The organism is Chitinivibrionales bacterium (assembly GCA_014728215.1).
Taxonomy (GTDB): Bacteria; Fibrobacterota; Chitinivibrionia; order Chitinivibrionales; family WJKA01; genus WJKA01.
The window spans coordinates 1-13,268 of the sequence record WJLZ01000042.1 but is presented as its reverse complement, the minus strand read 5'-3'; the positions used below and the strand labels follow the sequence as shown (position 1 = coordinate 13,268).

13 protein-coding genes are annotated in these 13,268 nt (G+C 43.0%); 5 read left to right on the top strand and 8 right to left on the bottom strand.

Annotated features, from left to right (window positions below; translation table 11 throughout):
- Positions 1-2,636, bottom strand: a 2,636-nt coding sequence (locus GF401_02775; GenBank protein MBD3343968.1) for a PAS domain-containing protein, incomplete at its 3' end; no start/stop codon positions are given.
- A 118-nt stretch (positions 2,637-2,754) separates the two neighbouring features.
- On the opposite strand from GF401_02775, the gene GF401_02770 reads away from it, so the two are divergent.
- Together GF401_02770 and GF401_02765 are read left to right on the top strand one after the other, a co-directional pair.
- Entirely contained in the window at positions 2,755-3,201 is a 447-nt protein-coding gene (locus tag GF401_02770; protein ID MBD3343967.1) for a DUF1540 domain-containing protein, read from the top strand.
- A gap of 473 nt (positions 3,202-3,674) precedes the next feature.
- The gene (locus GF401_02765) at positions 3,675-4,766 is read left to right on the top strand and encodes a sorbosone dehydrogenase family protein (GenBank protein MBD3343966.1); all 1,092 of its coding nucleotides are present in this window, start codon (positions 3,675-3,677) and stop codon (positions 4,764-4,766) included.
- 81 nt (positions 4,767-4,847) lie between these two features.
- Here GF401_02765 and GF401_02760 read toward each other — a convergent pair whose 3' ends face one another.
- Together GF401_02760 and GF401_02755 are read right to left on the bottom strand one after the other, a co-directional pair.
- Complete coding sequence (locus GF401_02760) at positions 4,848-5,051, bottom strand: ferredoxin (protein MBD3343965.1); 204 nt, start codon at positions 5,049-5,051, stop codon at positions 4,848-4,850.
- A 35-nt stretch (positions 5,052-5,086) separates the two neighbouring features.
- A complete protein-coding gene (locus tag GF401_02755; protein MBD3343964.1) occupies positions 5,087-5,641 on the bottom strand; it encodes a hypothetical protein in 555 nt (184 codons plus the stop codon).
- Between the two features lie 151 nt (positions 5,642-5,792).
- Between GF401_02755 and GF401_02750 the strand changes: the two genes are divergently transcribed.
- On the top strand, positions 5,793-7,289 hold the full coding sequence (locus GF401_02750; protein ID MBD3343963.1) for a BON domain-containing protein: 1,497 nt from the start codon (positions 5,793-5,795) through the stop codon (positions 7,287-7,289).
- Between the two features lie 92 nt (positions 7,290-7,381).
- On the opposite strand, the gene GF401_02745 is transcribed toward GF401_02750, so the two are convergent.
- Positions 7,382-7,873 carry a hypothetical protein gene (locus tag GF401_02745; GenBank protein ID MBD3343962.1) on the bottom strand — a complete coding sequence of 164 codons (492 nt, stop codon included), beginning with the start codon at positions 7,871-7,873 and terminating at the stop codon, positions 7,382-7,384.
- A 104-nt stretch (positions 7,874-7,977) separates the two neighbouring features.
- Complete coding sequence (locus GF401_02740; GenBank protein ID MBD3343961.1) at positions 7,978-8,847, bottom strand: DUF547 domain-containing protein; 870 nt, start codon at positions 8,845-8,847, stop codon at positions 7,978-7,980.
- Positions 8,848-9,103: 256 nt separating this feature from the next.
- On the opposite strand from GF401_02740, the gene GF401_02735 reads away from it, so the two are divergent.
- Together GF401_02735 and GF401_02730 are read left to right on the top strand one after the other, a co-directional pair.
- Positions 9,104-9,853 carry a PRC-barrel domain containing protein gene (locus GF401_02735; GenBank protein ID MBD3343960.1) on the top strand — a complete coding sequence of 250 codons (750 nt, stop codon included), beginning with the start codon at positions 9,104-9,106 and terminating at the stop codon, positions 9,851-9,853.
- Between the two features lie 86 nt (positions 9,854-9,939).
- Positions 9,940-10,371 (top strand): hypothetical protein, encoded by a 432-nt coding sequence (locus GF401_02730; GenBank protein MBD3343959.1) that lies wholly within the window; start codon positions 9,940-9,942, stop codon positions 10,369-10,371.
- 106 nt (positions 10,372-10,477) lie between these two features.
- Here GF401_02730 and GF401_02725 read toward each other — a convergent pair whose 3' ends face one another.
- The 3 genes from GF401_02725 to GF401_02715 all read right to left on the bottom strand — a co-directional run bounded on the left by GF401_02725 (position 10,478) and on the right by GF401_02715 (position 13,241).
- Complete coding sequence (locus GF401_02725; protein MBD3343958.1) at positions 10,478-10,789, bottom strand: hypothetical protein; 312 nt, start codon at positions 10,787-10,789, stop codon at positions 10,478-10,480.
- A 121-nt stretch (positions 10,790-10,910) separates the two neighbouring features.
- Positions 10,911-12,410, bottom strand: coding sequence for a BON domain-containing protein (locus tag GF401_02720; GenBank protein ID MBD3343957.1), 1,500 nt, complete (start codon positions 12,408-12,410; stop codon positions 10,911-10,913).
- A gap of 18 nt (positions 12,411-12,428) precedes the next feature.
- Positions 12,429-13,241, bottom strand: a complete 813-nt coding sequence (locus GF401_02715; protein MBD3343956.1) for a BON domain-containing protein — start codon at positions 13,239-13,241, stop codon at positions 12,429-12,431.
- Positions 13,242-13,268: the final 27 nt, after the last annotated feature.

Sequence of the window (13,268 nt, the reverse complement as noted above, 5' to 3'; positions counted from 1 at the left end):
TTTTCATGATAGAGCACACCATCACGACACCGTGTAAGATTAATGGCTTTATCATCATGAAACTGATAGATAACCACCGATTGTGCCTTGATGATGTTCGTAATATTGAGTACAACAAGCTCATGGATTGTTTTAATGGAGAAATCGAATGCGGTTACCATGGCATATACAGCTTCAAGGGCACGTTGACGGTGTGTGAAATTTTCTTCTGCTTCGTTTTTCTGTTCACTCACATGTTCAAGCGATACAATGGTATTCGCCAATTCGTTAGCCTGGATCTCAACTTTTGTCTCGAGTTCTTCTTTTGTTTTATGCACCTGAGTAACATCGGTGGTAATGCCGATCATACGTTCGGGACTCCCATCTATGGAATGCAACACCGCACCGATTTCCTGCATCCATCGTACAGTGCCGTCGGTATCAACTATTCGATGCTCGACCTTATACTCTTTTCCTGTGTTGATACTGGCATTCATGGCATCTGATACCATCGGTCTGTCCTCAGGGTGAACCAAGCTTAAGAATGAATCGTAGGTGCCCTCAAAAGCTCCTTTCTCCAGACCAAAAAGTGGTTCAATCTGTTCCGACCAGTGGATAACCCCTGATCCAATATGCCAATCCCAGGTGCCGATATTTGCCACACGCTGGGCGAGGGCATATCGTTGTTCACTGATTCTCAATGCCTCCTGCGCGGCCTTGGTTTCTGTAACATCCCTGCCGTAAATATTTACATACCCCTGATCGGAGAAGGGTACCACTGTCAGAGAACACCACCGGTCACTATACCGGATTTCCACCTCCTGCAGACTCCCCGATTCAATTGCCTGGAGCAAAGAACGGCAGTGCCTGCTTGTATTCAGCATGCCTCCTGCCTTACCCCCCCATTCCTCCAGCATGGGAACCGCGGCTGCATTAGCATAGGCTACAATGCCATTTTTGGTGATACGAATAACCGGATAAGGATTTTCCTCGGGGAATCTTGCAATAGACGCCACTTTCAGCTCTGCTTCTTTTCGCGCGGTTACATTATGCATTACCGAAAGTATGCCGATTGTTTTTTCCTCCTCGTTTTTAACGACACTTTTTACGGAATGCACATATATTTTTTTCCCATTTCTCTTGATATGAATTATTTCTCCCTCCCAGCGGCCTGAATCCTGAAGAGCTTGCTGCACGCAATCCTCATTATCGGGATATATCCAGTGATATTTGTAGAGCTCGGCCAGGTTTCTTCCAACGGCATCGCCGGGGTCCATATCATATTCTTCTCCGGCACGGTGATTCATATATGAAATAATCTGTTCGTTATCCACCAGTATCACTGCTTCTTCCACCTGCCTCAATACGTTTGCCTGAAATCTCAACCGCTCTTCAACAGCTTTACGTTCGGTGATGTCGACTATGTCGGCGATACTCCGGTAGGGCCTTCCCTTGCTGTTACAGATTATTGCACCGTAAATAGCTACCCAGATTTCTGCCCCGTCCTTTCGTATATACCGCCTTTCGGTATTCCACCGTTTTTTATCCGCCTTGAATTGCGGGCCGGTTTTTTTCTTGTTTTTTACGCGATCATCAGGATGGGCTAAATCGGCATAGGTCATGTTTTTCAGTTCCTCTTCACTGTAGCCGGTGATTTCACACAACCGGCGATTCACACGGATAAACCGGTCGGTCGCCAGATCGGCGTCAGCTTTACCAACGCCCGAAAGCTCAAACAGGCTCCTGAATTGCTCTTCACTTGCGTAGAGCTCATCATTCTTCGAGGTAAGGTCACGATACAGAATATTATAGGGCCGTTCGAGAGTTCCGGCAATGATAGCCCGATAGGTCAAATAAAATGCGACACCTTTAAAAAAAAACCCCCATAGCTCTACTAATCTATAGGTATTGGAGGCAAGGGTGAATGATAACTCCGCCAGGATCATAAGAACGATGGATGCCGCAATAAGCCGGAAAGTCATTACTTTGATCGATAAGCGGTATCGGTACAAGACAATCAGCGCACCGGCAAACAATCCCGGGATGACATACGCGGATATCTTTTTGAATAGCGTAAAGCCCGAAGGTTCGACAAATAATCGGGGTAAGAATTCCCCCCATATAATTGATACAATAAGCAGCAAACCTATTACCGGATAAAGATGCAGCGCGATACTGTTTTTAAGATTCCGCTTGAGGAAAAAGGGGGCAACAATCAAAGAGAAAGCGTGGAGAAAACGAGCAGCTAACCGAGACTGAATGGCTACACTCGTTTCATCCCCTCTAAATATATTTACTTCAGAAGATGCGAACATATACAGAATATCAAGTGTTCCCACAAAGAAATAAACAATCCCCAGATATAAGAGGAAACGGTTTTTTGAATATTCCCGGGTATGCCATGCGATCATGAACATGCCTAACGCTATGGCAATACAGAACGTTTCAGCCAGGCTGCCGGAAAGAATATTATTGTCCAGGCTTAAAAGAAAGAGGACAATCAGGACCCCAAGGCTCCAGGCGGCATACCGGAACGTTTTAGGTTGAATAAAACTCATTTGCTTCATGCAAACTCCCGAAAAAGATATTGAGAGAATTTTTATACAGGTACAGGCATATTTACGGTTCATCCATTTTGGCCCAGAAAAATAAATCATTCCCAGACAGTCCACCTGCCGGATAAAAAAGAGCGGTAAATAACCGGTTTGCCTTTCTTAATAATGAGAATTCATCTTTTGCAATACCGGAAATTCATTTATACATTCCCCAAAAAAAATGAAGGTCTTTTACCGTCACATGAAAAATGCGGTAATCCGTTCATTGGCATATTATTCGCTTAACTACGAAAATGAAATTGCTCAATGTGCATATCGAGGCCGGATAGAAAGTATCCGCAATAATGGAAGAAATGTACGACTTGAGGAAAGGAGTCGAGCTATGGCACTGGAAATATCGGATGTAATAGAATGTGATGTAGAAGAATGCGTTTTTAATACCGACAAAAAATGTCATACCATGGCGATCATGGTTGGCGGTCCCGATCCGCTGTGTGATACTTATATGAGCGGCAGCAAAAAGAGCGGTAGCGGCGATCTTTTTGCAAAAGTGGGTACATGTAAAATTGGACAATGTAAATACAATAGTGAATACGAATGTCAGGCCCACGGGATAACGGTAGTCCCCAAGGGCAGTAAAGCATTCTGTGGAACTTACGAATTATGAAAAAATACTTTTGTAAGAGAAATTGTTACATATATTTTTTCGTACATTTCTTTTCTTGTTAACTTACGTAAATATTGAAAACCTATTCCAACACCGCAAACTAACACCAATTATGCCAAAAACACAAGAACATCAACGGATTTATGCATTATCCTTAGAGGAAAGATATCGTATGCTCCAACGGCAGGAAAGTGAGCTTTGCTCTCTTGCTGCGGACAAAGGAATTTCTGGGAAAAGGCTTAATTCGCTGTTCAAAACTATTCACCTGAAAATTAACCGGGAACTGAAAATTATTAAAAATGATTGCAGCATATTATATGACAAACAACAATCGCAAACCGAAGCAACATACAACGAAATTATGGATCTTTTTCGAATTGCTATCAGACGAATCACTCACTCATAAAAAGGATATTCTCTCAAGCGGTATGCCGGCTGCAGGGGGATGTATAATAAAACTATTCATAATCGGAATGATCATTATAGCCTGTGGTGCACCGTTCCATGCTTCTTATTCCTCACCGGTTCATCTTGACCGGATAAAAATGCCTGAAGGATTTAAAATATCCCTCTATGCATCGAATATTCCCGATGCCCGCTCGATGGCCCGGGGCTCCGAAGGAACCCTTTTTGTCGGCAATCGACAGGCCGATAAGGTGTGGGCGGTTGTGGATTCGAATAACGACAATGTAGCCGATAAATCCGTAATTATTCTCCGGGGGCTCACCAGCCCGAATGGCGTGGCCTTTCTGGAAAATGACCTTTACGTTGCAGAACGATCCCGTATTCTGAAGTTTCCGGATATTGAATCCAGCATAGATCAACCGCCGGCGCCTGAGGTCATTTATGATGATTTACCAAAAAAGCGGGCGCACGGATGGAAATATATTGCATTCAGTCCCGACAATTATCTGTATGTTCCAGTTGGCGCTCCATGCAATGTATGCCTGCGCACCGACCCTCGGTTTGCTTCGATTACCCGCATGAAACCCGACGGTTCCGATTTCTCCGTGTATGCACAGGGGGTGCGTAATACGGTTGGATTCGACTGGCATCCCGAAACAGGGGTGCTCTGGTTTACTGATAACGGTCGGGATTGGATGGGAGACAATATTCCTCCCGATGAACTCAACCGTGCTCCTCATCCGGGAATGCATTTCGGTTTCCCCTTTTGCCATGGCGGTGATATCCCCGATCCGAAATACGGAAAAAAACGTCCGTGTACCGAGTTTACTCCTCCTGCGATAAAACTGGGACCACATGTGGCGGCACTGGGAATGAAATTCTACACGGGAACAATGTTCCCTTCCCCCTATCACAACCAGATATTCGTTGCCGAACACGGCTCATGGAACAGATCCAGCAAAATCGGCTATCGGATAACCCTTGTACGCATCGAAAACAGAGAAGCGGTCTCCTATGATGTATTTGCTGAAGGCTGGATGCAGAATGAAGTGGCGTGGGGAAGACCCGTGGATATTCTGGTTATGCCTGACGGTTCTTTGCTGGTATCGGATGATTATGCCGGGGTAATTTACCGTATCGAATACGCCCCTTCTTCTTGACAGGGCATATTCCTCACGTTAATTCGGGCTCATACGTTTACACATTGTGATTACTTTATCAAACCAGGAGCGATACATTTACTAACTGTATAAGTTCTCTTCAATTCGTATCGCTTCAACGGGACACAATTCAGCAACTTCTCGACAAAGGCCTTGGGCCTCCAATGGAACCGGGTCCTGTTTAACCACAGCAACACTCTCATTATCTATATCAAAAAGCTCCGGACATGCTATTGCACAGTCTTCACATCCAATGCATACGTCTCTATCGACAATCGCTCTCATACACACTCCTTTGTTACGAAATACAGTGGTGCCAATCAGTGAGATACCGAAGCCATGGCATCAATCTCACTGAGAAAATTGCGCAATTTTTCAAAATGATGTTCTCCTGTAACCTCATCGAATTTTCTGCCGATAATTCTCCATTCTTCGTCACTGAAGTACTTGTTTGCCAGATTGAACAAGGACTTTTCCTCGGATTCTTCATGCCTTTTAAACTGGTTTGCCAGGGCGGTAATATGAAATACCATTGCTCCGGCAAATTCCATAGAATCCCTGGTTGTTTTATTTAGTGTGGCGGCTTTTTTCAGTTCTTTAATCTTATCTCTTCGTGATTCATGCTCCATCTGCAGCTTATTGATCAACATCCGTTCATCATCGGCAAGCTGCTTTGATAAAAGAGCAGAAAAAAGAATGTTTTCTTCCTTTTCATGATGAAATTCATCGAACTGCACAAGAAAATCGCTGATCTTATTCATCAGCTCAATAACCGTCTCATCCTTTTCTCTTGCCGAATTAAGGCGTCTTTCCGCTACTGAAAACATTCGATTAATGTAGATGTGTTCGTTTTTAAGTATATCAAGAGGATGCATAATAAGTTCTTTCGAATAAAATGAACGAAATTCTGTCTTCTTTAATTACTGCAATTTTAGTGCCAAACAGACAATGGATGGCATTATTTTTGCGATAATATATCCATGAAATTTAAACGTTGTTGGGTCACCTTATAATAAAGGAGGTAATATGGTTAAGAAGTATAATCTTCTTACATCAATAGCTATTTATTTGACAATCGCAACAGTTCAACCTCTTATGGGGCAAACCGCAGATATTCCAGACAATGAAATAACCGCGGCGGTCAATAATCATTTGCTGGTAGATGAAACCGTTTCCTTTCATATGGTGCAGGTTACTACCAATGAAGGTATTGTTATTTTATCGGGAACAGTAAGCCATCTTCTCGCCCGTGATCGTGCAGCCCGAATTGCCGAATCGATCAAAGGAGTACGCTCTGTAGTAAATAACCTTGAAATATCCCCTGTTCAAAGAAGCGATATGGAGATACGCACCGATGTACTCACCGCTCTGGCGGTGGATCCTGCTACCGAGCTGTATGATGTGACGGCTGCTGCGCATAATGGGGTGGTCGAACTGAATGGTACGGTGCAATCATGGGCCGAGAAACGACTATGTGAGAATGTTGCAAAATCGGTCAAAGGGATTCAAAAGATTCAGAATAATATTACAGTCAATTTTAAAGGAGAAAGGCCGGAATCGGAAATCAAAGCGGAAATACAACGGCGGCTTCGGTTAGACCCCTATATTCCCCATCAACTTCTGGACATCCGTGTCGAAGGTGGGATCGTTACCCTTGAAGGTGCTGTTGGAAGTGCCGTTGAGAAAACATATACGCGCAATAATTGTCTGGTAGCCGGTGTCGAGGGTGTTGATGTCAGTGATGTCAAAGTGACCCCCCGGGCCTTGGAAGAGATGGAAAAACGAAGTAAGTACGTGCTGAAATCTGATGAAAAAATCAGGGAAGCCGTGAATGATGCGCTGTTATGGGATCCCCGAACCATTTCTTTTGATATCGATGTGACTGTCAGTAATTCTATCGTAACACTGGCCGGTGAAGTCGACAATCTGCAGGCGAAACGAGCGGCAGCACATGATGCCCGCAATACAATTGGAGTCATTCGGGTAAATAATCTCATAAAGGTTTCTCCTCCGAAAGTAACCGACAGAGAAATCGAAAGTAATGTGCAGAGCGCACTCCTGTGGGATCCGGTGGTGGAACGTCATGAAATCGATGCGGTGGTGAGAAATAAAAAGGTATTTCTTTATGGCGCAGTCGACAGCTATTTTGAGAAAAACCGCGCCGAAGATGTTGCATCACGAATAAAGGGTGTGGCGGAAGTCGATAATTTTCTGACAGTAAACATAGTTTCGGCGCCACCCACTGATCAGGAAATCAAAAGCAATATCGAAAACCAATTGCGCTGGAACCCCTATATCGAAAAAAATGAAATCGATGTTGAAGTCCAGAACGGTGTTGCCACTTTAAAAGGAAAAGTAGACACCTATTTCGAACGGGATGAAGCTATACGGGAGGCGTTCGAAGGTGGAGCCGATTCGGTGAAAAGCAAACTGAAAGTTAAGGACTCCAGGGATAATAATGATGAGGAAGAATACCGGAAAGAAGATGAGTATTTTCCGCTCTATTATTATTACATGAATTAAGTGCTGCAAAGAAAACCAAAACAATAAAAAAGGCCCTGCATAAAGCAGGGCTTTTTTATTGCCGTTTATCAGCATAATCAATTATATGTTTTTTAGGCCTGAGAGGACTGTAATTCGGCTTTTGCCTTATCTCCCAATATAAATGCGTATGCTATTGACACAACACCCAAAAGACCGGCAACACCCCGTATCCCCTGCCACATGGCCCACTGTTTGCGAATATCGACAATTTCGGGAAATTCCTTGACGCTTGTTGCCGAATGAATTTGTAAATCCATCGGATTTATTTTAAAAATCCATACACTCGCCATGATCGCAATAGCAACTAAAGAAACGACAAAAAACGGTCTCCGCGGTGATTTTGCCGGTGTAATCGCCAGTAAAACCAGCAACATAATAAAGGCGCCAAACTGAAAACCACCGGTAACGACACCATAGTTTTCGTAGAATTTTTGCTGAACATTCAGAAAAGCCTGGGGAGTGAGCGCTGCCTTGCCCGAAAAATGAATTATATGCGACAGGGCTATTCCGGCGGCAACCATAACCAGAACCAGCGAAATGATATACATGACTCTTTTTTTCACTTTCAACCACCTCTCAACAATAAATTTTTCACCTTACTCAAGACACTCGAAATTTTCCTGTGGCCTTGTGTCTCAAATGGAAATAATAGTACATCGGTTAATAATCAGGGAATAAAGAATTCGCCTTTTTTATCATTAAGGCGCCAATTAAATTTTATGTATTTGATATCAAATTCATTTTCTGTAAGAAACTTCTTGTCTTCATCAAGAAGAAACGGAAAAAAGAAGTTCACCACGGCACGTTGATCAGGTTCGTGTTTTTTGAATTTTTCATCGGTTCCATACTCCGGAATGAAGTCTTCTCCATGCCATGCAAAAAGTTCGGATATATAGAGCTTATTCTTTTCTTTATCGATCCGGAACATTGTTGAATCGGCAACGACCTCTCTGGCGGCAAATCTGAGCATGGCATCAAGTTCCTCTCCCTCGTAGGGCCTTCCAGGTAAGGATGGAGATCCCTGGGCACCATAGGCCAGAGCGCAATGTACCCGAGGTTCGTTGAACTCCTTGATGAGAATTTCATCCCTGATATCTTCTAACGTAACCTGCTCCCCTAAAACGGTAAATTTAATCTTATTAAATGCGCCGTTGATCTGTAAAATGCTGTTATCGGGGTAGATAAGCGATTTAAAAAATCCACCGTCAATAGGATAGTTATCTACAATAATCTTTATGCATAAAGCATTAAATGTATTGATATAAAAAGCAACCTTCTCGTCTCTGCTCCAGGAACGGTACCGTTCTTTGCTTATTTTTGCGATATCTCTTACATACGTATTGAGTTGTGCGGGATTCTTTTTAAGCCACTCATAATCGACCTTTCCTTTTACCCCGGTTGCTGCATAAAAAACCGCAGAATATTTGCTGTAATCGAGGGGTTTAGCTGCATACGCAAAATGAGAAAGAAAAAAAACACCGGTGAGCACAAAAAGAAAATATCGCCGGATCATTTTATGAATAGTGGTTGTTTTCATACTAATCACTCCCTGTTCTTATTAAATACCAGATATAACGCCATTATGACCGGTAAAAAACGCAATTATAGTGCCATGTTGATACTTTAACATAAAATTACTTAATGAAAAATTTTTTCTCAATTTTGCAAAACACTTTGTTAATTCTGAGAAAATTCACCTGTTTTTCTTCTCTATAGGACATGGCACAGAGTTTGTTTATTATATATATCAATATTATTGGTATTCTAAATTAATCCGGAAAGCGAGGACTATTATGTTGAGAAGCGCTAAAGAAACCAAAGGATATACGATAAAGGCTGCCGACGGTACCATTGGAGACGTATCGGAATATTTATTTGACGATATCTATTGGACAGTCCGGTATCTGGTAGCTGATGTTGGAGATTGGCTTGTTCATAAGCATGTCCTCATTTCACCATCTGCTTTATTGGAACCCACAGAAAAGGAATTTCCTGTAAATCTGACTGTTGAGCAGGTTAAAAAAAGCCCCAGAATCGATGCGGCCAAACCGGTATCACGAAAAGAAGAAGAGAAATTGCGAATGCATTATGGGTGGCCGATGTACTGGGAACCGACCGGCATGGCAGGTCCGATGCCCGCTCCGATTCCCATTGCCGATATTGAACAGGAGAGGCATGAAAGGGAAAAAGGAGAAAAATCTGAAAATGATTCGCACTTAAGAAGTTTAAATGAAATTATGGGGTATCATATCCATGCCACCGATAACGAAATAGGGCACATCGATGATATCATTTTCGACAGCAAATCCTGGCAGTTCAGATATCTTGTTGTTGATACGAAAAACTGGCTCCCCGGGAAAAAAGTCCTCATATCACCGGAATGGGCAAACAAAATCAGCTGGTTTGAAAAAATGCTGTACGTAAATGTTACGAAGGAGCAGATTGAAAAAAGCCCCGAATATGATCCTTCCACTCCGGTGAACAGAGAATATGAAGAAATTTTATATGATTTCTATGGAAGACCCAAGTATTGGAAACAGTAACCGGTGGGTGGGATATTTTGATAAACATAACAAATGAAAATGAAGCAGATAGATACAAATAGTATATCAATAAGTAAGGTTAAACCATGAAAACAATTATTGGACCCTTAGATTTTTCTTCGACCACTCAGAAGCAGCTTGATATTATTGAACAAATGGCACTTGCTTTTAAGAGCAAAGTATTTCTCATGCATATCGAGAATCTGAGCAAAGAACCTGCCGATTTTAGTGCTGGTCCTGACACAGTCAGGAAAAGAGCAGCGCGAGAAATCAGTGATAAATGTCATGAGATTCATAAAAAAGGCGAAGTTTTACAGGCTAAAGGAATCGATGTTACATCCTTGCTTATCGAGGGTGATATTGCTGAGACAATCTTAGATCATGCGGCAAAAAAAGACGCCGATATGATAATCGTGGGAACGCACCGGAAAAACATTGTGAGTAAAGCGTTGTTGGGGAGTATCAGTGAGAAAGTGTTGAATGGATCTTCCTGTCCGGTTTTGCTTATTAAACCATGATTATATGAGAAATGATGAGGGGCGGGTTATATGCTCATACTCATAATCATCGATTACGAGTATGAGCATATAACCCGCCCCTTCCATGGAAGCATTCAAGACAACCTCACAGCATATCCAGCGCGAGTTCTTTTCCGACCTTATTTTTCTGTACCGCCATATTTTCCAGTACCGCTTCCAGTTCGGCCACATGACGATTGTCATCTTCAGCCGCTTTCTTGAATATCTCTTTAACCGATTTGTCGGTAGTTTGTACCGCTAAGACGCGATATATTTCTGCAGCCTCTTTTTCGGCCTCATATGCAAACCGTACTGCCTTTTCCAGTTTCTCTCCGTCAACAGGAGAATCGGGAATCGGTATTTTAAAGGGATGATTGAAAAATGGCATGAGACCTCCTTTGAACTTCGGTAAAAACATTATTTAACTGCTTAAAAAGCAACAACTATGCCATTTAAGCATGCCCCCGCATAGTGCAGGGGCATGAAGAAATGAGTTATATGCTGAAACTAAACATCATATCAGTTCATGGAGCGGCGAATTATTCAAACCATATCGGGTCCCGATAGTGAAAAACCATGTAATCGGGAATTCCATTGAATTCTAGTCGTGTTTTGACCATTTTTGCGCCGGCGTCAAAAGCATTATCGACAATCGCATAGAGTTCTCTTTTGGATTCAATATCTCCGGTTACCGTTGCAACGCCGTCCATGGCCTCTACTTTCAGATCTTCTTCATCGACAAACCAGTTAAATCTGAACTCCTGTTGAATATTCGACTCAAGTACATCGTCGTTAATATACACCCACGGTTTTTCTCTTACGGCGATAAGATTTTCGATATTCACGACACCGGGTATCCGGGAAACGATTTCCTCCGCATGCATCTTTTCATACCTGCTGTCAACCTTCCCTTCAAGATAGGCTTTTGCATTACGAAGAGTCACCGATATTTCATGGCGTTCGACGACCGGATCCCATTTAAGAATGTACTCGGCATTTTCCTCGATTTCACTGCTGCTGAGCAGTTTTTCGGGGCGTACTCTCAGGCGATTAATCACCCGGTAAACTCCCACCACATTCAGCGCATCCTGACGAGCCCTCAGTGCGGAATTGAGATTATCGACCACACCATCAAGAATGATGGTAGAACCATCCACGGACACATCAATATCGTAATCTGATACTCGCGGGTCATGATTTAAGATCGCCTCGACATGACCGGCTAAATCATCTTCGGGCTTCACAACCAATTTGCCTTTACGGCGCAACGGATCGTTCGCCCACAGTTTAACGACCAGCTTCCTGTCATCGATGGTCTTAACACCGAGTATGGCCGCATCGTTATAGGCGAACCCCTTTTCCGCAAGACTTCCTACCGTTCCGGATAAGACCACTTCGCCGTCATCAACCTTTACATCGATCATTTCTTCGTACACATAGGGATCCAATTCAAGTTTCCGAACTATTTCAGCCTTTATATCCTTATCGGAGCGTTTTTCTGTGGGAACTACGTCGATATTATTTTCGACTGCAACAACACCGGTTACACTCTTTGCAGCTTTTTCGGCGATTTTCCTCTCTGCAAGTGACTGGACAGTGCCGTCGAGAAATACTTTTCCTGTGTCGACACTCACCGTTATCTCATACGACTCGGTAGCCTTATCGAAGAGGAGAACGGCATTGACATTATTTCTGATTGCGATATCGCTGCGATAAACAGGATTGACCGTTATCGTGTTAATAACCCCTTTTACTCCCTTGATACTTCGAGCAAGCTTTGCTGCCCGTTCTTTGGCAAGGATATTATCAACGGTCCCCGACAGGGTCACATATCCATCACTGGTTTCCACATCAATCAGATGGGCCGCAACGGCATTATCGGTTGAAAGATCGGTTTCTACCGCCAGGGTAATATTTTGATCCGTGACTTCCAAGGTTTCTTTTTGCGCCCAGACCGCACAAAGACCTGCAATACTCAAGAGTAAAAACAATATTTTTATTCTCTTAAAGATCCGGTGGTATGTTTTTGCCATTCTCATATGACGGCTCCTTTCATATCAGGGTTCCACATAACCCTGGTGACCATAAAAACGTTCAACATTCATTTTTAGCCCAAGGCTTTTAACTTTTAAATCTGTTTTGACTGCTTTTGCTCCGCTTTTAAACGCACTTTTTAAAACTGCATCGTATTCATTCCATGTGTCAACAGTGCCTTCATATTTCACGACACCATCGGTGACCGAAACAGTAACATCATTCTGGTCTACCGTTGGATTCCATTGAAGCTGCTGTTTGATATCGCTTTCGATTGAAACATCGCTTTTGTGGGGCCAGGGTTTATCGTGCACCCGTAAATGGTTTTTGATCGCCGTAACCCCGTCGACACGAGACACCAGCTCGGCAGCGTGCTCTTTCAGAAATTGATTATCCACTCTCCCATAGAGATATACTTTGCTGTGTTCAACCCATATTGAGACATTAAAACGCTCCAGATAGGGATCCCACTTCAGGATGTTTGCTACATCTTTTTCGATTGCCCAATCGCTTTTAGTAAGTTCCCGCTCAACTTTGATTCCATTGATAACGTTATCGACACCGACGATATTTTCGGCATCGGATTGGGCCGAATGCTTTGCTTTGAGATTATCCACACGACCTGTCAAAACCACCGCACCATTGGTAACAGAGAGTTCGATATCGAAAGGTTGTATCCGTGGATCATAGCGCAAAACATCAAAAACTGCATTCTTTATTTGTTTGTCCGAGAGTGAGAGTTTTTCCTGCCGTCGAAGCCAGTCATCGGCCCATTCTTTAACTTCAAGACCGCTGGTATCCATACCCCTGACACCATTAACATTTGCCTTATTCATAATTGCCTTGATTTCGGGAATACTCCC